Origin of the sequence: Kingella kingae ATCC 23330 (assembly GCF_900111845.1) — a bacterium.
GTDB classification, from domain to species: Bacteria; Pseudomonadota; Gammaproteobacteria; order Burkholderiales; family Neisseriaceae; genus Kingella; species Kingella kingae.
The window spans coordinates 13711-36826 of sequence record NZ_FOJK01000010.1 but is presented as its reverse complement, the minus strand read 5'-3'; the positions used below and the strand labels follow the sequence as shown (position 1 = coordinate 36826).

The window sequence follows — 23116 nt, the reverse complement described above, 5'->3', positions numbered from 1 at the left end:
GTAAATTTTTCTTGCGATAAATGCCAAGCTGTTTCAAAATAGGTAACAGTCTTGACCATGTTTCATTTGTAAGCGTGTTTCGGGACATGGCAAAGGTTTAGGATGGTTGTGTGGAAACAATATCTTAAATCCTTTGCCTCTTCTTTTGAATTGTCAATAGCCCCTAGGACAGCCCCCCTTTTTTAGGGGTTGTACAAAGCATTCAGGCTGCTTTATCACGCTTACCGTTTCCGCGCCCAAACGCCCAAACGCCCAAACCAATTAACGCAATCAACAATAAGCCAACCAACGGCAAGCTACCGCCCAAGCGCATATACGGCGTTTGCCCTGCCCTGCCCTGCACTTCGCCCTGTAACACGGTCGCGACATTGGCTGGGGCAACGCGGTGCAGGCTGCCTTGATGCGACACAATCGCCGTTGCGCCTGTGTTGGTGGCGCGAATCATGGCTCGCCCCAATTCCAAGGCGCGGGCTTGAGATTGCTGCAACTGCTGCCACATGGCATTGGATTTGCCATACCACGCCATATTGCTGGCGTTGGCTAACAAGGTGGATTGCTGCGCCGATGCGATAAGCTCATCGCCAAAACCGTCTTCGTAACAAATATTGAACGCGACTTTTTGTCCTGCCATATCAAACGGTGCTTGCGCTGCGCCGCCTGCTTGGAAATCCGCCAGCGGCATATTCATCACTTGATACAACGGCTGGGTAATGGCTGACCACGGTTTGTATTCGCCAAATGGGACAAGATGATTTTTGGCGTACAACGGTTGCTGCATTGGGTCGCCACCTTGGTAGTCGCTTAAATTGAGCATGGCGTTTAAGTAGCCAGAACCGTCTGCGGTGTAGGCTGGCACGCCCACTGCCAATACACTGCCATTTTGTTGGGCAACTTGGGCGAACTGGGCGAGCAAATCGGGCGGCAAGTTTTGCACAAATTGGGGCAAGGCGGTTTCGGGCAACACGATGATTTGTGCTTTGCTTTGCGCCACTTGCTCGTAGTATCGCTGATAGGTGGCGATGTAGTGTTGCGCGTCAAACTTGATGCTTTGGGCGATATTGCCTTGCGCCAAGGCAACGCTAACAGGCTGACCTATTGGTTGCGTCCATTCTATTTGGCGTAAAAAGCAGCCTGCACCCAGCAAAACAGCAATCGCGCCGGCTGCTTTGATGCGTTGGCGCAATGTGGCATCGTTTACCAATAAAACCAACCATGCCGATAAAAAGGCGGTGGCAAGCGTAACCAAATGAATCCCCGAAATGGGCGCAAAACCTGCCAATGGCGAATGGTCGGCGATTTGCGAATAGCCCAATGCGCCCCAACCAAAGCCCAAAACGCCACGTTCGCGCACAAATTCGGCAAGCGTCCATAAAATTGGCAAGGCAATGCCTATGCTGACCCAGCGCGGTGTGTGGGCAAAAAAACGGCGATGCAGCGCAAAAGCCAGCGCAGGGAAAATCGCCAAAAACAGCGGCAAAAAAAACGTGAGTGGAATGGCGAACACATTTGCCAAGCCCGATACATCGTGCAGCGCGGTGTGAATCCACCAGAACTGCGCAGCATACGCCACCACGCTAAACCAATAGGCAGACAGCACGGCTTTGCGCGGTTTGAGTTCACACAGGCGAATCAATGCGCCAAACAGCAGCGGCATCAACCAAAAGTGATAATGCGGTGCAAAAGCCAACGGAGTCGCCAAGGCAATCGCAGTCAGCACCACAAAATAAACCGCTGGAATACGCCAAATCGCGTCCAATCGGTGTGATAGAGTTGTCCACATGGAATTGAAATCGTCCAAAAAAATGAAGTAGGCATTATAAACGTGCAGGCTGCTTTTTCACGGTTTTTTGCCAAAAAAAGCAGCCTGCACGTTATAATCACGGCTTTTTTATTGACACAGTTTTTAAGATTATGTTTATTCATCCAAACTTTAACCCCGTTGCCGTGCAGCTTGGGCCGTTGGCGATTCGCTGGTATGCGTTGAGCTATATTGTTGGTTTTATTTTATTTGTGTGGCTGGGGCGTAAACGGATTCGCGCTGGCAACACGGTGTTTACCAACGAAATGTTGGACGATTTGCTCACATGGGGCGTAGTCGGCGTGATTTTGGGTGGACGATTGGGCTATATTTTGTTCTACAATTTGGACGCTTATTTGGCGAATCCGCTCAATATGTTCAAAGTGTGGGAAGGCGGCATGGCGTTTCACGGCGGTTTTTTGGGTGTGTTGTGTGCCGTGTTCTTGTTCGCCAAAAAACGTGGTTTGCGCTTTTTTCAAGTGTTGGATTTTGTTGCGCCATTGGTGGCAACAGGCTTGGCATCGGGGCGCATCGGCAATTTTATTAACGGCGAATTGTGGGGGCGCGTCACCCATCCCAATAACTTTTGGGCAACAGGTTTTCCGCAAGCGCGTGATGCCGACATCGCCCTTGCCGCCAGTAATCCGCAATATGCCGAATGGTTTGCCCAGTTTGGCTATTTGCCGCGCCACCCATCGCAACTGTATCAATTTGCGCTAGAAGGCATGGCTTTGTTTGCGATTGTGTGGCTGTTTTCCAAAACGCCACGCCCAGAAGGACAAGTATCTGCCGCATTCTTGGGCGGCTACGGCATCTTCCGCTTCATTGCCGAATATGCACGCCAGCCCGATGCGCATTTGGATTTGTTTATGGGCTTATCGCGCGGACAATGGTTAAGCACACCGATGATTGCATTGGGAATCATTGGTTTTATTTATTTTGGGCGCAAAAAGCAGCCTGCACATTAAAGTAGAAAGAGTATCAAGACGAAGATTTTACGCGCCGTTGGTTTTATGGAAGGTTTATCGTGCTTGGGGCTGTTTGCCTTTGCGATTCCGATGCGCTATTTTATGGGCAATGGCGAATTTATCCGCCCAATGGGCATGACGCACGGTGTCTTGTTTTTGGCGTTTTTGGCGGTTTTATTGGTTGCCTGCCACGTTAAAAAATGGTCGTTGAGCGTGTTTTTGTTGGGGCTGGTCGCAGCCATTATTCCGTTTGGTACGTTTATTTTTGACCACAAAATCAAGCATAAATAAAACGAAAAAATACAAAAGCAGCCTGCACTTTTTATTAACAAAGTGCAGGCTGCTTTTTGTGATTCACGCATCGGGCAGGCTTTTCATCCACAAACCTACGCACAAGCACACGGCAGCGGTACTCGCGCCCACATACCAACGCTGCGGAAATTGAATAAGCAGCCAAGTGCAAGACAGCGTCATCATGCTCCACGCCAAATATTTGGCACGGCGCGGCACGGCACGGCGTTCTTCCCAGTTTTGCACCATTGGCCCGAAGTAGCGATGTTGATGCAACCAGCGATGAAAACGTGGCGACGCTCTTGCCCAGCAAGCCGCCGTCAAAAGAATAAATGGTGTGGTCGGCAACACGGGCAACACAATGCCGATAATGCCCAGTAGCAACGAAATTGCGCCAATTAGCCACAGCAGCGCATTCATCAACATGGCGCGTACGCGGCTTTTGGGCATGGCAAGCACGATAACGGTCGGCAAGCCCAACAAGATCAGTAAGCTCAACCACAATTCTGCACTTAAAAACCATTGTGTTAAGCTGTTTATCATGATGATTTATCCTTGTGATGAACAGGGCAGCCTGCAATGCCTAATTTTTCCCAGCCTTCGTGTCCCATTTGTTGCAGCGTTTGGATATTGCGCTCAAAAATCACAGCAGGGTCGGGAAAGGCTTGCGCGACTTTTTCTATGCTGCTTTCGCGGATAAAGTGCAAAGTGGGATAGGGGCTGCGATTGGTGTAATTGCTGATGTCGTCCGCTTCAGTATCGGCAAACTGAAATTGCGGATGAAACGGCGCGATTTGCACAATGCCAACCGCTTGGTTGTCGTCCAGCGCAGCATCGGCTGCGTCTAACATATCGTTGAACAGCAAAAAGTCGTCAAATAAAGTGGCGCACACCAGCAGCGTGGTTTCCAATTCTTCGGGCGATGTAGCAAGCAGGCGTTGGATTTCTGCGTCCACGTCTTCCAAAAATGCGTCTAGATGTTTGGCAAAGCTGACGGCAATGCGGATTTGTCCTTTGGCGTTGGGTGCTTTGGCAAATGGGCATAAATTTAGCCCGATAACGGCTTTTTCTAGCCATTGTTGCGTGGCTTGGATATAGGTTTGTTCGTTGGGTTGTGTCATGATGATTAGGATTTTCGGGTTATTTAATAATCGCTATCAATTATAGCATAAACAAAAGTGCAGGCTGCTTTGCCCTTTTGTCCAAATCTTTGATTTGGGTATAAAAGGGTATGCCGTAGGCATGATGCGAACGATAAAAGCAGCCTGCGCTTTATTTCCACCACATCAATCAAATCGACGAATATATTTGATTTCTGCGCCCGATGACACCGTTCCCATTCGCGCAATGGCTTGGAACGAACGCGACAAAAAGTACACCAATTTAATGGTTTGGCTAGACGTTTGCAAACCTGCTTCGTAGCCCAAATACAAATCGCGGGTCAGTTGTTTGCCAAAAGTCAGCACTTGTTGCGCGGGGTTCATTTCGCCTGTGGTTGCATTGCGCGTTTGTTCGCTGGTCAAGCCAAAGTCGTCCACCAAGCCAATTTTGTCGTTGATGCTGCCTGCCAAAAACGCGCTGGCAGCGGTTGCCAATGCTGCGTTATCGCCGCTGCTGCCCGAGCTGGCGCGGTTCAGCACCAACCACGACAATTTGTCTTTTTCGCTCATTGGCTCGTTGGCAACCAGCGTGATGCGTGGCGTTTCTACGTTGCCCAACACTTCCACACCTGCGCCAACTGGCGAATTGCGACGTTCGGCACGAATGTTCAAATTGGGGTTAGCTAACGGCCCTACAAACGACACAATGCCTTTTTTCACAATCAAATCTTGACCATAGGCTTTGTAGCGTCCGCGCACCACGTTTACGCTGCCCACCGCTTGAATATCGCTGCTGCTGGTGGATTTGAGCGTGAGTTGTCCACCCAGTTGCACATTCAAGCCTTCGCCCGAAAAATAGAATTTATCATTTAAATCAAACACCAAATTCAGTTTAAATGGCAACGGTGCGCTTGGTGCTGGTTTTTCTTCGCCAAGCACAACCACGTCGTCGTCCAAAGTCGGTGCGCTGCTTTCTTGGAAGCCAAATCGTCCGTCATCGGTTTTGAGCGTGCCATTTAGGCTGATGCCTTGCGCGGTATACAACACATCGCTGCTGCCCGATAGGGTTAGGCGGCGATTGGCTTGGTCTAGGATTTGGTAGCGGTCAAACACGACTTTGGCGTTGATGTCGGGGGCATCGTTGGCATACGCTGCGCTGCCCGATAGCGTGATTGTGCCGTCTTTGCGTTTGAATTGCAGGGCTTCAATCAGCCATTTTTGTCCTTCAAAACGCGAAGTTAGGCTGCCGTTGTCCAAAATAATCCCTGTTTGGCGGTCGCGGTAATACAGTTGGTCGCCTGTTAATGTGCCGTTGAGTTTGGGCGTATCTACCTGCCCCGAAATATTGGCAACGGCAACCAGCTTGCCTTTTATGGTTTGACCAATGGGCAAGAATGAACGCAAGGTTTCCAAGTTTTCGCTATCAAATTGCAGGCTGCCTGACACAGGTGCTGCGGTAATCGCGCCTTGTCCAAATGCTTGCAAGATATTGTAATTGCCTGACAATTTGCCATAGCGCGTAGCAGCCTGCACTTGGTTGTGAATGCCGCGTGCGTCTAGTTTGCTGTTCAACACAAAGCCGTTTAGGTTGAGTGCTTGTTTACGCGCAGTCGGCAAAATCACATCGCCGCTTTGTTGTTTGATGTTGAAAAAACCGCGTGGGCTGGTGCTGTATGCCATATCCCAATCAGCAGCAATCACTAAATCGTGCTCAACTGGTGGCTTGTAAAAATTGTGTAGCTGCGACAAGTGCAGGCTGCTTGCGTTGCCTTTGGTGGTCAAACCTGTGGCTGCGTCCCACACAAAGCTGTCCATTGCCAACGAACCGCCCAAGGCTTGCCAACGTGCGCTGCTCATGCTAACCCGTTTTGCGCCTGCTTCCAAACGCATGGGATTTTGCAAACGCAGTTGCAACGCGCCACCCACGTCTAGCGTGTTGATTGCGCCTTGCCATTGTTGTTGCTCGTTCAAACCGCCGTTTGCGGCTGCCGTGAGCGTGAGCGGTTTGCCGTCAATGTGCAGGCTGCTTTGTGCGTTGAATTGATGTTGGCGTTGCGTGCCGTTTAGCTGCGCGTTGATTTGCTCGATGTTTGTGCCGCCCGCCACAATGCCGTTTCCCTTAATCACCACATTCAACGGACGAGTGGGGTCGGGCGATGCCTGCACCGTAAAATCGGCATTTTGCACTTTGACTTGGTTGCCCACCGCAAATTGGCGCAACTGCCCTACCAGCTTGGCATCGATGTCGGTAAACGAATCGGCGGTGCTGGTTACTGTGCCTTTTGCCGTGAGCAAGCCTTGTAAACCAAATCCAAACAAATTCAAATTGGGCGCATTGATATCCAACGAGAGCGTGTCGCCACGTTTACCAAACGCACCTTGCGTCTTAATCAGATTATTGCCGAGCTTAATTTGCGTGTCGGCGCGAGATAAGTGTTTATTTTCATAACGAATATCGCCACTACCCGACAAAGGCGCGCCCGATAGCGTGGACGGCGCAAACTGCATTTTGCCCTGAAACATTTGTTGCGCCAGTTCGCCAGTCGCTTCTATTGTGCCGTTTACATTGCCTTCGGGGAAATTGGGATAGAGCTTGGCTGGATTGAACGCTTGGCTACGAATTTGCGCTTGCCATTTTTGTTGTTGAAATAATTGCAGGCTGCCTGCCACGTTCAACACGCCACCGTCTTGTGGACGAATTTCTCCATTTTCAATCCACAAAGTTTGTTGCGCGTTTTGCGTGTCGGTGGTCAATTTGAGCGTGCCAGTCGTGTCCGCCAAACCTGTGTTCAACTGCCACGCCACTTGCGGCGCATCAAACGTGCCTGTGGCGTGCAGGCTGCCATTTAACTTACCGTGAACCGCAGTGCTAATCGCATCGGCAGCGGTGATGTTGTCCAGTTTCGCGGTCAAGTTTAAGGTGCGTTTTTGCGCGTACACACCACCCGATAGCGACAACGTGCCTTGCTGCATCAAAGCAGCCTGCACTTGATTGATTTCCACCGCGCCCGAGTCGTTTACATGAAATTCGCCTTGCAAAGTGCGAATCGGCAAACCATTTTTGTCTGCCGCTTCGGGTGTGTCGTTACGCAAATCCAGTTTGCCGTCCAAGGCGATGTTGTCGTTTAAATTGGGCGTGATGCCGATGTCAAAAAACAAATTACCACGCGGCAAACTCGGGTTAAACGCTTGCGGATTGATGCCCTGCCCTGTGATTTTGACGTGGTTAATCATGCTGCCAAAATTGTCGGCAAACAAGCGCAAATGCGTACTGCCATGCAAGCCCACACCATTGCCTGTTAAATCGGTGTTCACTTTCAAATCGTGCAGGCTGCCCGATAAATCCAAAATATTTTCTACCACAATGCCGTCCAATTCGCCGTCCGACAGCAACGTGCCACCCAATTCAAACGGCGCAACGGTTCGCATCGCCAGTTTGCCGTGCGTGTTGGACCAATGATTTCGCAACGAATGCACGTTCAACTGATGCTGTTCGTGGTTATACACATAGCTGGCGTTGATACCACGCACAATCTCGGTTTTGTCTTTACCTTGCGTGATTGCGCCTGTTTGCAGGCTGTCTAACGCAAGCGTAAACGGCAACTGAATCCGCTCCAATGGCGCACTTTTTGGGCGATTGGGTTCGGGGGGCGTGGCTTTGTTATCAATGTGAATATCGCCTGCGTGCAGTTTTTGAACGTGCAAATGACGTTGCCACAGCGCATTGGGTTGCCAAGCAAACTGCAACTGGCTGATTTGAATGTCTGCCGATGGCGTTTGCACGGCGATTTTGTCTGCCGAAAAACCGCCAAGAATGCTGCCGTTTAGCGTGCGCGATGTGATTTGCACGCCACCCAATTTGGGCAACTGATACACGGCAAAACGCAAGCCGCTTTCGGTGTTCAGCAGCCAAGTGAGTGCGCCTGCGCTTGTTCCCAACAGCACCACCACGCCACCCAATGTGTATTTGAGCCAACGGCGTTTTTTGGGTGATTTGGGAGCAGAAGTTTCGGGTTCGGGGGTGGGGTTGATGTGGGTGTCTGTCATAGGTTTGACTTTAATTTAATGGGTATGAATAAAGTGCAGGCTGCTTTGTGTACTTAAAACCGCGTTCCCAAGCTAATATGCCAACGAATTTTGCGGTCGTGATGCCCATGAGCAATATCAAACGAAAACGGCGCAACAGGACTAAACCAACGCACGCCCAAGCCTGTGCCGTGGCGCAAAGTCATGTCTTTGAAATTGTGCGCCACGCTGCCGACATCGTGAAATACCGCCAACGCAAAATCGTTTTTAATGGGATATTGGTATTCGCCACTTGCCACAAACATGGCACGACCGGGCAACACAGCATCGGTGTAATCGGTACGCAAACCAATGCTATCCAGCTCGTAACCACGAATAGACGATGCGCCGCCTGTGCGGAACATGAGCGTAGTCGGCACATCGCCGCCTTCCAGTTTGTCTTTGGTATAGACATAGCCCAATTCGCCACGCGCCACAAATGTGCCAAGCTGTTTGTTTTCAGGCGTGAAATAATAACCTGCGCTACCCTTAATCCGCACCGCCATGGTAGAAGAGAGCAATTTGCCTAAAGTTGTACCGATTTTGCCATCAAAATAATAGCCATTGGCTGGGCGCATCGTGGTTTCAATGTTTTGACGTTTCCACGAAGCCGTGAGCATGGTGACAAAACTGCGCCCAAAGTTGATGCCACTATCGGGGATTTTGCTGTCTTGTCCAATAAATTCCAAGCCGTATCGCGCTTCAATGCCGTCTCGGTCGCGAACGTGCCAAATACCGCTGCTTAAACTGCGCGTTTCCAGTTTTTGCGTGGTGTTGCGCGAATAAGTCATATTGGTCGTCCAATAATGACCTTTGGAATTACGCGGTTGGCTAATACCCAAGCCCAGCGTGGTTTGGTATTTGTCCGCCGACAAGGCTACCGAGCCAACATAGCCACGATTGAACAAATTGTAGTGCTCGTAACCAATATTTCCGCCCAATCCGTATTCCGAATCAAAGCTCAAACCTGCTTCGACTTTTTGGCGTTTGACTTCGGTTACCGCCACTTTAACAGGCACGCGGTCGTCTTGTAGCTGCTCAAAATCCGCCTGCACCGATGCGCCCGAGTAATGGCTATCGCTTTCCAATGCTTGCTGATAATTCAATAGCTTATCCAAGTCATACACATCGCCAGTATTAAACTGCGCCAAGCCACGAATAACGGATTCTGGATAACGCTCGTTGCCCGTAATCTGAAAATCGCCAAAATAAACAGGCTTTTTGCTGTTGATTTGCACGGTTAAATCTGCCGTTTGCGTTTGCGGATTGATTTCTGCCTGCGAAGTCTCCAAAGTCGCCAACGGGTATTTTTTGCGCGACACGGCACTCAACACTGCCACTTTGCTCGCTGACCAATGTTCTTGACGAAACGGCGCACGAACAGGCAACTGCCATTTTTGCAGCGCGTTTTTGTAATATGTACCCAAATCAGCGTCTTGCACAATGTCGCCCAAAATCGCTACGTTTACGTTTTCAATATGGGTGCGCTTGCCCGACACAACCTTAACCAACCAGCCTGCACCTTGTGGCGACACGGTTACTTGGGCATTGAAATAGCCTTCGGTTTTGAGCATATTTTGCGCGTCTTTGGGCGCGTCTTCCGCCAAATAGCCCACTTGTTCTTGGTCTAGCTCTTCTTTGCGTTGATAGGCGATGAGCGGCAAAAACTCTTCTAGCATTTGTTTGAGTTCTTCGTTATCGGCTTCAATCGTAACAGGATATTTGGGGGTTAGATTGCTAACTTCGGCTTCGGTGTCGGTTGGATTGCCAGCAGGCGCGGAAGCAGAAGCAGCCTGCACGGTGTCGGTGGTGTTTGACCATGCAGGCTGGTTGAGTAATAAAAGTAAACTCAATAAGGGGGAATAAGTGTATTTGCTTGTCATAAAAAATATAAAGTGCAGGCTGCTTTTTGATAATGGATTTTATCATTAAAAAGCAGCCTGCACTTGTTTAGTCCCATGTACAGGCTGCTTTTTATGTGATTGGCTTACTTCTGCTTAATCAACGGATAACCCAACGCTTCACGGCTTGCCACAAATTTTTGCGCCACTTGACGGCTCAACGCACGAATACGCCCAATATACGTTGCGCGTTCGGTTACGGAAATCGCCCCACGCGCGTCCAACAAGTTAAACGTATGCCCTGCTTTCAACACCAATTCATACGCTGGCAACACCAACTGCGCGTCTTCTTGTTCCAACAAGCGTTTGGCTTGCGCTTCAAAACCGTTGAATTGTTCCAACAACCACGCTGCATCGCTGTGTTCAAAATTGTAAGTAGATTGCTCTACTTCGTTTTGATGATACACGTCGCCGTAAGTCAAATTCGTGCCGTCAGGCGTAACCGTCCACACCAAATCATACACATTTTCAACGCCTTGCAAATACATTGCCAAACGCTCAATACCGTAAGTGATTTCGCCCAAAACTGGCGTGCAATCGATACCGCCCACTTGTTGGAAATAAGTAAATTGGGTTACTTCCATACCGTTCAGCCACACTTCCCAACCCAAACCCCACGCACCCAAAGTCGGATTTTCCCAGTCGTCTTCCACAAAACGAATATCGTGGACAGTCGGGTCAATGCCCAATACTTTTAAGCTGCCTAAATACAAATCTTGAATATCATCGGGCGCAGGTTTCAGTGCGACTTGGAATTGGTAATAATGCTGCAAACGGTTTGGGTTGTCGCCATAACGTCCGTCTTTTGGGCGGCGGCTAGGTTGCACATACGCCACGTTCCATGGCTCTGGACCGAGTGCACGTAGGCAAGTGGCTGGATGCGATGTGCCTGCACCCACTTCCATGTCAAACGGCTGAATAATCGCGCAACCTTGGTTTGCCCAATATTGTTGTAATTTGAAGATAATGTCTTGAAAAGTTAGCATGATGAATATTCGCTTGGATAAAAAAACTGGCATTTTACTGGATTTATCTGCATTACAAAAGCAGCCTGCAAAATGGTTTTGTGCAGGCTGCTTTATGTAATATAATCGCCAGCTTTGGCGGTTTCGCTATAGTGAATTAAATTTAGATTAGTACAGCGTTGCCAACTCCCTTATGTACTAGCTGTACACGGCGGTCGTTGTCGCCTTGTCCTAATCTAAATTTAATCCACTATACAATGCTACCGCGCTGGATTTGGCGTAAACACAATGGATAAACAAAACGAACAACCCAACCATGCAGACAACGCGCTGGACGCAGACGACATTCAGCCCAGCCAGCCAATTTCTGCAAAACGCAAACGCATCAAATGGATAGCGATTGGCGTGGCGTTGGCATTGGTGCTTTCTTGGGCGTTTTATTTGGATTATCAGGCAAAACAAATTGCCCAAACCACAGCAGAAAACGAAGTGCTAAACGAAACCAGCGCCGATGAAGCGCGCGCAGCCAGTGTGGCATGGCTCACATCAGAAAGCCAAGTACAAGGCATGACCGCACCTGCCGATGACGGCGAAATTTCCAGCGACGCAGCATCGGCAATCACAGCCAGCAGCGCATCAACCGCCCCATAAATTTTCGTTTATTTTATTTTTAGGATTTATTTATGTTAGCAAAATCAAAAGTTTTATTTAGCAGCACCATTTTGTCGATGTGTTTACTGGCGGCGTGTTCGGGCGGCAACAATGCCCCTGCTGCATCGCAAAACACAGACGCAGCCAGCTCTGCCGCCCCTGCCGCTAGTTTGGATTTGAACAAAACCTATATCGTGGCGACCGATGCGACTTACGCGCCCATGGAATACATGGAAAACGAAAAAGTAGTCGGCTTTTCGCACGATGTTTTGGACGCAGCAGCCAAAAGCCAAAACGTGAAATTGGAATTTGTGAACACGCCATTTAAAGGCTTGTTTGCCAACGTGGACAAAGGCGACAGCGACATCGGCTTGGCGAGCATCACAATTAGCGATGAGCGCAAGCAACAGTTAGACTTTTCCGAGCCGTATTTTGAAGCCACGCAAATGATTGTGGTAACCGACCGCAATATCAACGCAGTCAAATCGTTTGCCGATTTGAAAACGCGCAGCGCATCGGTGCAGGCTGCTACGTCTGGCGATTTGATTTTGCAAGACCTACAAGGCAAAGACAGCCAAAACATCAAACGCTTTGAAACCATGCCATTGGCGTTTAAAGAGCTGGAAAGCGGCGGCGTCGATGCCGTTGTGGGCGACAGCAGCGTGGTGGGCTATTATGTATCGCAAAACCCAAATGCCAAATTGCATACTTTGGTGGACCCAAGTTTTGTGAGCGAACAATATGGCTTTGCGTTCAAAAAAGGACGCAATGACGGTTTGCGTGAAGTCATCAATAAAGGTTTATCGCAAATCAAAACCAATGGCACATACGACAAAATTCACACGCAATGGTTTGGTGCGCCTGCCAACGCAAGCACGGCTGCATCGGCTGCGTCTGCACAATAAAAAATTGCAGGCTGCTTTTTTTTGATACAGAAAAAGCAGCCTGCAATTTTGTTTGGCTTATTTTTATCGATTTACAACCCCAACAGGAAAAATCCCCATGATTAACCCCATTTTTGCCCTTTGCCCACTAGACGGACGTTACGCCAAATCAGCCGAAGATTTGCGCCCGATTTTTTCAGAATATGGCTTGATGAAAGCGCGTGTTTGCGTGGAATTGGAATGGCTCAAAGCCTTGGCAGCCGAGCCGAAAATCGCCGAAGTACCAGCATTTTCAGGCAGCACGATTGCCGAAATTGACAGCGTGATTCAATCGTTTAATTTAGACAACGCTACCGAAGTGAAAGCGATTGAAGCCACGACCAATCACGATGTGAAAGCGATTGAATATTGGCTGAAAAAGCGTTTTGAAAACAATGCCGAAGTTCACGCGGTAAACGAATTTATCCATTTTGCGTGTACTTCGGAAGACATCAACAATTTGTCGCACGCCTTGATGTTGAAACAAGCGCGTGAAGATGTGTTATTGCCGAAATTAGCCGAAGTTACCGCCAAATTGCAGCAATTAGCGCATGATTTAGCCGAAGTACCGATGATGTCGCGCACACACGGTCAGCCAGCCACGCCAACCACATTGGGTAAAGAAATCGCCAACGTGTTATACCGTTTAAATCGCCAAATCAAACAGTTAGCGGAACAAGAATTTTTAGGCAAAATCAATGGCGCGGTGGGCAATTACAACGCGCATTTGGTTGCGTATCCCGATGTGGATTGGGAAAACCACAGCAAAAAATTTGTGGAACAATCGCTCGGTTTGACGTTTAATCCGTACACAATCCAAATTGAACCGCATGATTATATGGCGGAATTTTTCCAAACCATTAGCCGCATTAACACGATTTTGATTGATTTCAACCGCGATGTGTGGGGCTATATTTCGCTGGGCTATTTCAAGCAAAAAGTGAAGGCTGGCGAAGTGGGTTCTTCCACCATGCCGCACAAAGTCAATCCGATTGATTTTGAAAATTCGGAAGGCAATTTGGGCATGGCAAATGCAGTGCTGGGCTTTTTGTCGGAAAAATTGCCTGTGTCGCGTTGGCAGCGTGATTTGACGGACAGCACGGTGCTTCGCAATATGGGCATGGGCGTGGGCTATACCGTTTTGGGTTTGGTCGCGCATTTGCGTGGTTTGAACAAATTGGAAGCAAATCCTGCGGCGTTGTTGGCGGATTTGGACGCGACTTGGGAATTGTTAGCCGAGCCAATTCAAACAGTTATGCGCCGTTATGCCGTGCCGAATGCTTATGAGCAGTTGAAAGATTTGACGCGCGGCAAGGACGGCATCACGCCTGAATCGTTGAAAGCGTTTATTGGCGGTTTAGCGATTCCTGATTTGGCGAAAGCGGAATTGTTGGCTTTGACCCCTGCGTTGTATATTGGCAAAGCGGTGGAATTGGCAAAGCGGATTTAAATCGCGTATAAAAAGCAGCCTGCACTTTAAATAAACAAAAAGTGCAGGCTGCTTTTCATCGCCTATCGCGCATCTAAACCGTTATCAACTTCGCCAATCGCCAGCCGCGCAATGCATTGCCCAGCCAAATTTGCTCGGCTTGCTGCACTTGTTCGCGACTAATCCAAGCAGCCTGCACTGCTTCGCCTTGCCAGTTTTTGAGCGCAACGCTGGGCAACACGTCCAAATCCGCAGCAGGTGTGAGCCATTGATTTTGATAGCGAACAATCACGCTGCTGCGTCCGCCTTCCAGCAAATAGCCTTGTTCGTTAAACAGCAGCGCATCAAACGCGCCGTGTTGTTCTGCCCATTGCCAAGCGCGGTCAAATTGGGCACGGTGCGTGGTTTTGTAGCGGCGCAAAAAGTCGTGCGTGGGCAAAACATCGGGTGCAATCAACACGTTTATTGCATCGGGCAAAGGGGCGATGGGCGCGTGTTCCAAGTGCAGGCTGCCTGTGGGTTCTAGGCGCAATTTCAGGCGATACACGCGGTTTGCGTCTAGCGTGGGCAGCGTTTGTTCTATGGCGTGCAGGGCAGATGTCGCGCAAAAAGGGATATTGCATTGCGCGGCAGAATGTGCCAATCGCGCCAAATGGTCGTCCAGCCATGCGATTTGATTTTGTGCCACGCGCATGGTTTCAAACAAGGCAAATTCGGGGCGCAATTCGCTGATAAATCGGGCTTTCCAGCCGCATTCGGCGTATTCGCTGACAGCTTGGCTGTCTGCCACAATGCCGCTGCCCACGCCATAAATGCCGTCAAATGTGCAGGCTGCTTGGTCGTGTGGACGCAGTTGCAGTGTGCGAATCACGACATTCAAACAGCCCGAAAAACCCAATGGCGTGTTGGGCGCGTGTTCCAAATAGCCAATGCTGCCTGTGTAGAGCTGGCGCGGTTCGCGTTCCAGTTGCGCAATCATTTCCATGCTTTTGCGCTTGGGTGCGCCCGTGATGCTGCCACACGGAAAAGCAGCCTGCACAATTTGCGCCATAGTGGTTGCGGCTGGCAACTGCGCTTGCACCAAACTGGTCATTTGCCACACGCTACCAAACGCATTCACGCTAAACGGCGCAGGCACAGACACACCACCCACAGTGGCAATTTTGCCCAAATCGTTGCGTAATAAATCCACAATCATGGTGTTTTCGGCGCGATTTTTGGGGTCGTTTTGCAAGGCGATGGCGCGAGCGGTGTCGTTTTCATCGCCCAAAATAGGGGCTGTGCCTTTCATCGGTTCGGTGTGCAGGCTGCCTTGCGCGTTGATGCGTAAGAACAATTCGGGCGAAAAACACAACGTCCACCCGCCATTGGGCAAACACGCCAGCGCGGCATACGGCACAGCTTGTCGCAATCGCGCATACAAACGAATTGGGCTACCATAAGTTTGCGTGTAGAGCCGCAATGTGTGGTTGATTTGATAGCAATCGCCGCGTGCAATCGCCACCAAAATGCAGTCAATATCGCGCTCGTATTCCGCTTGATTAGATGACCAGCGTGGCGCAGACAAACCAGCAGGTTCATCGCCGCCTTGTTGTTGCAACCACGTAGGCACATCGTCAATGGGCGTTTTTTGCGCGAACCAAAATAAGTGCAGGCTGCTTTTTGCAGCAGGCAATTTTTGTAACCCCAAACCAAATTCATAGTCAATCCACAGCGCGGCGTGCCAGTTTTTTGCCCAAGCAGCCTGCAATGTCTCGTCTAGCAAAGGCAGTTGTTCGGGCGACAAGGTGTCTTGGCAAACCCAATCATGCAACAAAAACGCACGCCCTGTGAGCGCGTCATCAAACAAAATAAAAGGGGACATGGTGTAGCAGTCATACATAAAAAGAAGGTTGCATTATATAATTGCGCTTTCATTTTGTTTACAGGAAATCACCATGACCACCATTCGCACCACACGCGCCGCCAATGAATTGCGCGAAATCCGCATCACGCCCAACTTTTTGCCCCACGCAGACGGCTCGGTGTTGATTGAATGCGGCAACACCAAAGTGATTTGCACCGCCACGATTGACGAAAACGTGCCACCCTTTTTACGCGGCAAAAATCAAGGCTGGGTTACGGCAGAATACGGCATGTTGCCCGCGTCCACCCAATCGCGCATGAAACGCGAAGCCGCAGCAGGCAAGCAATCGGGGCGCACACAAGAAATCCAACGACTAATTGGGCGCAGTTTACGCGCTTGCGTGGATATGCAAAAACTGGGCGAACGCCAAATTTTGATTGATTGCGATGTAATTCAAGCAGACGGCGGCACGCGCACAGCAAGCATTACAGGCGCATTTGTCGCGCTGAAAATCGCCGTACAAAAAATGTTGAACGATGGACGATTGACCGATACGCCGTTAATGGGCAGCGTTGCCGCAATTTCGGTGGGCGTGGTTGGCGGCGTGCCGTTGCTGGATTTGGATTATCCAGAAGATTCAGGCTGCGACAGCGATGTGAATTTGGTGATGTTGAACGCGGAAAAAATCATTGAAATTCAAGGCACGGCAGAAGGCGCAGCGTTTGGCTTGGACGAATTGCAGCAACTGATTGCGTTGGGGCAAAAGGGCATTCGTGAATTGACGGAATGGCAGGAAAAGGCAGTGCAGGCTGCTTTTTAAATCTAGCTGCTGTAGGTTTGAGTCTTGTTTAAGTTTACGTTGGGGCGTGACCCAAGCTACGGCTACTTCATTTAAAGCAATAAGGAAAACAGCAAAATGAATTTTACAGAAATGGATACACTAATTGATTCATTTATCTTGGGGCAAGTCCGTTTTCAAGATATTCAATATTCTATTCAGAGATGAAGTGGATATATTAGAATTCATGAAAAATTATCTTCAAGATGGTGTGGATAATAAAAATGGAGATAGAGTTGAATCTTGTATCATATTATCTTCGCTTTTTAAAAAGCATCAGTTGATGTTGGACAGATATAAGAATATTTTGTTAGAAAACTGGCATGAACAGCAAGAAGATATAGTTGATATTATTGGTTATCATAGCAATATGATATCTATCCCTATTTTAATCAAATGTCTGGATTTAAAATACGATTGGTTGGCTATTGATGATTTTTATTCGTTTCATAAAAAGATTAGGGGTTGTCCTAGATAACTAAGGAAATTCAAATTAAGTTAGAATTATCCCTATGCGAAAATGTCGTCTAAGTCAGTACAAACAAAACAAACTCATTGAGCTATTTGTTGCAGGTGTAACTGCAAGAACAGCAGCAGAGTTAGTAGGTGTTAATAAAAATACCGCAGCCTATTATTTTCATCGTTTACGATTACTTATTTATCAAAACAGTCCACATTTAGAAATGTTTGATGGCGAAGTAGAAGCAGATGAAAGTTATTTTGGTGGACAACGAAAAGGTAAACGCGGTCGAGGTGCTGCTGGAAAAGTCGCTGTATTCGGTCTTTTGAAGCGAAATGGCAAGATTTATACGGTTACTGTGAATACTCAAACCGCTACTTTATTGCCTATTATCCGTGAACAAGTGAAACCTGACAGCATTGTTTATACGGATTGTTATCGTAGCTATGATGTATTAGATGTGAGCGACAAAGCCATTTTAGCTTCGCTGAAACTTCGTTTTCGTATCAATCACAGCACACATTTTGCTGAACGACAAAACCATATCAACGGAATTGAGCACTTTTGGAATCAAGCAAAAACGTCATTTACGCAAGTTTAACGGCATTCCCAAAAAGCATTTTGAGCTGTATTTAAAGGAGTGCGAATGGCGTTTTAACAACAGTGAGATAAAAGTTCTTGTTCTATTTTAAAACAATTAGTGAAATTGAGTTTATCCTAGTTATCTAGGACAGCCCCAAAAATAATGCACCATTTATTGGTTTTGACGATTTTATCTGCGAAGAATTCCATGAAATTCATGGCAAAAAACTTGAATTGTAAAAGCCCAACCTGGTTCTCCAAGCCGTTAAAAAGTGCAGGCTGCTTGCTTATGAAGCCAACCTATATTCTGCCTATACTAACCTGCTGCGCCCTAACCGCCTGCCAAAGCCTACCCGATTTAAGTCTACGCCAAGCCAGCCACTACATTCCCACTCAATCCGCGCCGCAACTAGAAGCCGCGTTATTGTTGCCCGATACCAAAAGCAGCCTGCAACCCAAATCGCCCAACAAAAACAACACGCACAACGCACAAATTTATGTGCTAGACCACGCTCGCGATGCCTATGTGGCGCGAACTATTTTGCTAGACAACGCGCAAATTTCGCTGGACGCGCAATACTATATTTGGCGCGATGACGTGTCGGGCATACAACTTTTTCGCAAGCTGTGGCAAGCGGCAGAACGAGGCGTGCGCGTGCGCTTGCTGTTGGACGACAACAACACGCATGGCATGGACGATTTGCTCGCTGCACTCAATCAACACCCCAATATCCAAATTCGCCTGTTCAACCCATTTTTGCACCGAAAATGGCGATTTTTAGGTTATTTAACCGACTTTCCGCGCCTAAATCGCCGTATGCACAACAAAGCGATGATTGCCGACAACCGCGCCAGCATTGTGGGCGGACGCAATATTGGCGATGAATATTTTGACGTGCAAAACGACCACGCTTTTGCCGATATGGACGTGCTGGCGAGTGGCGAAATCGTGGCGCAACTGTCGCAAGATTTTGACCGCTATTGGCAAAGCGATTCCGCCTATCCTATTGAACAAATTATTAAAAATGCTGATTTAACGCACGGACAGGCGCAGTTAAAAAGCAGCCTGCACACGCCAGAAAATCCGTTCAACCATGAAAACGACATAGCGCACAGCCCATTGGCACAAGCGCAACAACGCCAACGCATTGTGTATTTTGACGCACAAACCGAATTGGTAAGCGATGACCCAGCCAAAGCCCTAGACCGCCGTGTGCACGTGAACATCGCCGAACAAATGCAGGCTGCTTTGGGCAAACCCAAGCGCGAAATGTATTTGGTTAGCCCGTATTTTGTGCCAACGCAAACAGGCGTAAACATGGCGCAGGAGCTGAATCGGCAAGGCATACGCACCACCGTGTTCACCAATTCGTTGAGCGCGACCGATGTGGCGGCGGTGCATTCGGGCTATGCGCGTTATCGCCGCGATTTGCTCAACGCAGGCGTACAGTTGTATGAATTCAAAGGCGACACCGACCAAAAAGGTTTGCGCGACAAAGGCTTAACAGGCAGTTCCGCCACCAGCCTGCACGCCAAAACGCTGATTATTGACCGCGAGCGCGTGTTTGTTGGTTCGTTCAACCTAGACCCACGCTCGGCAAGGCTCAACACCGAAATGGGCTTGGTTATTCATCACGATTTGCTCGCCCAGCAAATGCAACGCCGTTTGCAGCAAGAAGCCACGCAGTCTGCCTACCACGTTTATCTACATCAAGGCAGCCTGCATTGGCGCGACCCACAAACCCAAACCAGCAGCCGCCACGAACCCGAAGCCAGCTTTTGGAAACGATTAGCCAGCCGCATTTTTTCGTGGTTGCCAATTGAACGATTGTTGTAATGGACTGTATGATAATTTTTGAATATTCAGCCGTTTAATCCCCTCTCCTTTGGGAGAGGGTTAGAGAACCCAAACACAACCTATCCTATGCCAACTCTACTACTCGTCCGCCCAACCCAACGCCAAGCCGCCGACATCACCCTATGCCAACACGCAGGCTGGCAAGCCGTGCCATTCGCGCCAATAGAATTGTGCCCCAACCAAGCAGCCTGCACCGCACTACCACAACAAATCACCCAAGCCCAAGCCATGTTTTGGGTCAGCCCCAGCGCGGTAGAAATCGCACAACATTTTTTGCAGGGCGATTTAATCTGGCGCAAACAAACGCATATTGCCGTAGGGCAAGCCACCGCACACGCATTGCAAAGTGCAGGCTGCTTGCACGTTCACGCCAGCCACAACGGCAACGACAGCGAAGCCGCCTTGCAACTGCCCATTTGGCAAACCCTGCCACCACGCGCCACAATCCTAATCGTGCGTGGACAAAACGGACGCGAACACCTTGCCGAACAACTGCGTTTGCGCGATTTTGTGGTGCAATACGCGCCCATCTATCAACGCATTGTACAAACCCTAGATTGGACATTGCTAGACACACAAAAAGTACAGGCTGCTTGGGTTACGTCCAGCCAAATGGCGCAACCATTGTTCAGCCAAGCACCACCAAGTTATACGCAAATGTTGCAATCCTTGTTATACTTCACGCATCACACGCGCATTGCCGACACACTTGCCCAAAATGGCGCAACCCAAATTCGCGTGTGTTCCCATTTATCCCAAGCGTTGCAGCAAGCAGCGTACATTCTGGCTAAAACGGAGTCAAACCTATGACCGAAGCACAAAAACAACCCGAACAAACCCCAGCAATTCCCGAATCCAATTCAACCCCAGCAACCGAAAACGCAAGCGAAATCGTGCAGGCTGCTTTGCCTGCCACCACCGCACCTACCGCCCCAGCACAAGCACAAGCACAACCGATTGTGATTGAGCAAACTGCCAACAACGGCGGCAAAAGCATCGCATTGGGCGCATTGGTATTGGCAATACTGAGCTTGGGCGCGAGCGGTTTTTTGTTTGTACAAGGACAAAACATACTCAAAACCCAAGAATTGAGCCTAACCGATACCATCAAAACCCAAGAGCTGCGTTTTAATCAAGAATTAGACAAAGCAGGCTTGGGCAACAGTCAAAACGCCACATTATTGCAGGCTGCTTTGCAACGCCAACAACAAATTGATGCCGAATTAGCCAAAATTCTTGCTAACCAAAACAACACGCAACAAACGCTAGACGGCGTACAACGCGCTTATGCCGAATTGCTCAAAGGGCGCGTAAACTGGTTGGTTGATGAAGTAGAAGTCACGCTGAATGTCGCATCGCAACAATTATTGCTATCGGGCAATGTGCCAGTTGCCATAAGCGTGTTGGAAACCGTAGAACAACGCCTAAACCGCTTTGAGCAACCCGAATTGTTGCCAATCAAACAAGCGATTAGCCAAGATTTAGCCGCGCTAAAAAATCGCCCCTATTTAAACACTTCTGCCACCGCACTGCGCCTTGACCGCTTACAAAGTGCCGTGCCAAGCCTGCCTTTGTTGGTGGACAACACTTTGCAGGCAGGCAAAACCGAAGCTGCCCCTGTATCGCAAGCGGGTAACTGGTGGACTCGCGCCACAGAAAGCACGGTAAATCTGCTTAAAAGCATGGTAGAAGTGCGTAAACTCAACAACAACGATGCGATGTTGATTGCGCCCGAACAAGTGTATTTTGTGCGCGAAAACTTGCGTATGCACTTGTTGGACGCGCGTTTGGCGGTGTTGCAACACAACGGCGACATTTATCAAAACGATTTAAATGCCGTGGAAGCGACCGTTAAACAATATTTTGATGTGCAATCGCCCAACACCCAAGCATGGTTAAAAGAATTGAATGAACTCAAAGCATTAGAAGTTCGCATGATTTCTGATGACGCACTCAAATCCAGCTTGGCTGCCGTGCGAACCCATCAAAACAGCGCACGTACTGCCCTGCCTGTGAACTTGCCAGCAGTAGAAATCGCACCTGCTAGCGTGCCAACTGTGCAGGCTGCTTCTGTTCCTGCTGCGACTGCAACCCAAGCCAGCGAACCTGCGGCAAAACCAGCCAGCGCGCCAGCAACCAAATCTGCCAGCCAGCCTGCATCTAGCAAAGGAAGCCACGCATGAAACAGTTAATTTGGATTATTGTTTTGTTTGCCATTGCCATTGGTTTGGCTTTGGCGGCAACCACTTATTCGGGCAACGTGTATATTGTGATAGAGCAAACCATGTTGCGCGTGAATTTGCATTTGTTTGTGTTGGGATTGATTGGCGCGGTGGTTGCGCTGTATATCGTGGTGAAACTGTTTGCAGGCGTGTTGAGTACGCCCGATAAATTAAGCCGATTTGGCATCGGACGCCGCAGCCGCAAAGCCACGCAAGCACTCAATGCCGCAGGTTTGGCGTTTTTTGAAGGCAAATTCCAAGAAGCCGAAACGCAAGCGGCAAAAGTGTTGGCAAACAAAGAAGCAGGTGGCAACCGCGTGTTGGCGTTGATGCTGGCGGCACACGCTGCCGACCAAAGTGGCAACCAAAAAACACGCGACCAATATTTGCACGACATCGCCAAATTGCCGAGCAAAGCCCAGCTTTCGCGCTATTTGTTGTTGGCAGAAAGTGCCTTAAATCAACATCAATACGAAATCGCAGACGAACATTTAAAAGCCGCCGCGCAAATCAACCCACGCTTAACGCGCTTGGTGCGTTTGCAGTTGCGTTGGGCATTGGATAAGGGCGACGCTTTGGAAGTGTTGGACAAAGTAGATAAATTGCGCCGTGCTGGGGCGATGAACGACACTGAAGCCGAACATTTGTCGCAACGTGCTTACGAGCAGCTTTTGAATTTGGTGAGCGACAACAGAGGCATGAAAGCCTGCTTAAAACGCATTCCAGAGCATTTAAAATCGGGCGAAATGAGCGCGACGATTGCCCAAAAATATGTACAACTGGGCTTGTATTCGCAGGCAATAGCTTGGGTGAACCAGCATTATCCAGCGCAACACAATGCCGATTTGCTGCCCGCTTTTGTGCAAAGTAGCCAATATTTGGACGAACACGGTCAGCAAAAAGCGATTGATACTGCCGATGCGTGGCTACGCAGCAACCCCAACGATGCGCGATTGTTGCGTCATTTGGGCGAATTGGCGGCAACCCGACAACTGTGGGGCAAGGCGCGTGGTTATTTGGAAGCCAGTTTGGCGATTGAGCATTCTGTGCCAGCGCATTTGACTTTGGCGAAGGTGTTGGAGCAAAGCGGTCAAGCCAGCTTGGCGCAAGAGCAACGTCAGTTAGCGTTGAGTCAAATTGAGCAAGCGCAATAAATCAACAAGAAAGTGCAGGCTGCTTTTGAACACGAAAAAGCAGCCTGCATTTTTAATCAAACAAA

18 protein-coding genes and 2 pseudogenes are annotated in these 23116 nt (G+C 49.1%); 12 read left to right on the top strand and 8 right to left on the bottom strand.

Going from position 1 to position 23116, the window contains the following annotated elements:
* Window positions 1-88: pseudogene (locus tag BQ5809_RS10705) on the bottom strand (IS5/IS1182 family transposase); the annotation flags it as partial.
* A gap of 114 nt (window positions 89-202) precedes the next feature.
* Window positions 203-1780, bottom strand: a complete 1578-nt coding sequence (gene lnt / locus BQ5809_RS03835) for an apolipoprotein N-acyltransferase (RefSeq protein WP_003786368.1) — start codon at window positions 1778-1780, stop codon at window positions 203-205.
* 131 nt (window positions 1781-1911) lie between these two features.
* Between lnt and lgt the strand changes: the two genes are divergently transcribed.
* Both lgt and BQ5809_RS03825 read left to right on the top strand, forming a co-directional pair.
* Window positions 1912-2766, top strand: coding sequence for a prolipoprotein diacylglyceryl transferase (gene lgt, locus BQ5809_RS03830; protein WP_003786366.1), 855 nt, complete (start codon window positions 1912-1914; stop codon window positions 2764-2766).
* A 12-nt stretch (window positions 2767-2778) separates the two neighbouring features.
* Window positions 2779-3057 carry a DUF3817 domain-containing protein gene (locus BQ5809_RS03825; RefSeq protein ID WP_080561227.1) on the top strand — a complete coding sequence of 93 codons (279 nt, stop codon included), beginning with the start codon at window positions 2779-2781 and terminating at the stop codon, window positions 3055-3057.
* Between the two features lie 63 nt (window positions 3058-3120).
* On the opposite strand, the gene BQ5809_RS03820 is transcribed toward BQ5809_RS03825, so the two are convergent.
* The 5 genes from BQ5809_RS03820 to glyQ form a co-directional block, all read right to left on the bottom strand.
* Window positions 3121-3600, bottom strand: a complete 480-nt coding sequence (locus BQ5809_RS03820; protein WP_003786361.1) for a YbaN family protein — start codon at window positions 3598-3600, stop codon at window positions 3121-3123.
* Window positions 3597-4178 carry a DUF1415 domain-containing protein gene (locus BQ5809_RS03815; protein ID WP_003786358.1) on the bottom strand — a complete coding sequence of 194 codons (582 nt, stop codon included), beginning with the start codon at window positions 4176-4178 and terminating at the stop codon, window positions 3597-3599. Before BQ5809_RS03815 ends, BQ5809_RS03820 begins: the two co-directional genes overlap by 4 nt.
* A 165-nt stretch (window positions 4179-4343) precedes the next feature.
* Window positions 4344-8204 carry a translocation/assembly module TamB domain-containing protein gene (locus BQ5809_RS03810; RefSeq protein ID WP_003786353.1) on the bottom strand — a complete coding sequence of 1287 codons (3861 nt, stop codon included), beginning with the start codon at window positions 8202-8204 and terminating at the stop codon, window positions 4344-4346.
* Window positions 8205-8257: 53 nt separating this feature from the next.
* On the bottom strand, window positions 8258-10105 hold the full coding sequence (locus BQ5809_RS03805) for an autotransporter assembly complex protein TamA (protein ID WP_003786351.1): 1848 nt from the start codon (window positions 10103-10105) through the stop codon (window positions 8258-8260).
* A gap of 104 nt (window positions 10106-10209) precedes the next feature.
* Window positions 10210-11109, bottom strand: a complete 900-nt coding sequence (gene glyQ / locus BQ5809_RS03800; protein ID WP_032827692.1) for a glycine--tRNA ligase subunit alpha — start codon at window positions 11107-11109, stop codon at window positions 10210-10212.
* 267 nt (window positions 11110-11376) lie between these two features.
* On the opposite strand from glyQ, the gene BQ5809_RS03795 reads away from it, so the two are divergent.
* The 3 genes from BQ5809_RS03795 to purB all read left to right on the top strand — a co-directional run bounded on the left by BQ5809_RS03795 (window position 11377) and on the right by purB (window position 14112).
* A complete protein-coding gene (locus BQ5809_RS03795; protein WP_003786348.1) occupies window positions 11377-11739 on the top strand; it encodes a hypothetical protein in 363 nt (120 codons plus the stop codon).
* Window positions 11740-11771: 32 nt separating this feature from the next.
* Complete coding sequence (locus BQ5809_RS03790) at window positions 11772-12644, top strand: basic amino acid ABC transporter substrate-binding protein (RefSeq protein WP_003786346.1); 873 nt, start codon at window positions 11772-11774, stop codon at window positions 12642-12644.
* A 97-nt stretch (window positions 12645-12741) separates the two neighbouring features.
* The gene (gene purB, locus BQ5809_RS03785) at window positions 12742-14112 is read left to right on the top strand and encodes an adenylosuccinate lyase (protein ID WP_032827691.1); all 1371 of its coding nucleotides are present in this window, start codon (window positions 12742-12744) and stop codon (window positions 14110-14112) included.
* A 73-nt stretch (window positions 14113-14185) separates the two neighbouring features.
* On the opposite strand, the gene BQ5809_RS03780 is transcribed toward purB, so the two are convergent.
* The gene (locus BQ5809_RS03780) at window positions 14186-15973 is read right to left on the bottom strand and encodes a bifunctional chorismate-binding protein/class IV aminotransferase (protein ID WP_003786342.1); all 1788 of its coding nucleotides are present in this window, start codon (window positions 15971-15973) and stop codon (window positions 14186-14188) included.
* Window positions 15974-16028: 55 nt separating this feature from the next.
* Between BQ5809_RS03780 and rph the strand changes: the two genes are divergently transcribed.
* The 7 genes and pseudogenes from rph to BQ5809_RS03745 all read left to right on the top strand — a co-directional run bounded on the left by rph (window position 16029) and on the right by BQ5809_RS03745 (window position 23051).
* On the top strand, window positions 16029-16757 hold the full coding sequence (rph, locus tag BQ5809_RS03775) for a ribonuclease PH (RefSeq protein WP_003786340.1): 729 nt from the start codon (window positions 16029-16031) through the stop codon (window positions 16755-16757).
* Window positions 16758-16881: 124 nt separating this feature from the next.
* Window positions 16882-17253, top strand: coding sequence for a hypothetical protein (locus BQ5809_RS03770; RefSeq protein ID WP_003786338.1), 372 nt, complete (start codon window positions 16882-16884; stop codon window positions 17251-17253).
* Window positions 17254-17287: 34 nt separating this feature from the next.
* Window positions 17288-17956, top strand: a pseudogene (locus BQ5809_RS03765) (IS1595 family transposase).
* A gap of 150 nt (window positions 17957-18106) precedes the next feature.
* A complete protein-coding gene (locus tag BQ5809_RS03760; RefSeq protein WP_032827732.1) occupies window positions 18107-19654 on the top strand; it encodes a phospholipase D family protein in 1548 nt (515 codons plus the stop codon).
* Between the two features lie 87 nt (window positions 19655-19741).
* On the top strand, window positions 19742-20485 hold the full coding sequence (locus BQ5809_RS03755; RefSeq protein WP_003786332.1) for a uroporphyrinogen-III synthase: 744 nt from the start codon (window positions 19742-19744) through the stop codon (window positions 20483-20485).
* Window positions 20482-21858 carry a uroporphyrinogen-III C-methyltransferase gene (locus BQ5809_RS03750; RefSeq protein WP_003786331.1) on the top strand — a complete coding sequence of 459 codons (1377 nt, stop codon included), beginning with the start codon at window positions 20482-20484 and terminating at the stop codon, window positions 21856-21858. The genes BQ5809_RS03755 and BQ5809_RS03750 overlap by 4 nt, the downstream gene beginning before the upstream one ends.
* Complete coding sequence (locus BQ5809_RS03745; RefSeq protein WP_003786329.1) at window positions 21855-23051, top strand: heme biosynthesis HemY N-terminal domain-containing protein; 1197 nt, start codon at window positions 21855-21857, stop codon at window positions 23049-23051. Before BQ5809_RS03750 ends, BQ5809_RS03745 begins: the two co-directional genes overlap by 4 nt.
* Window positions 23052-23116 lie beyond the last annotated feature (65 nt).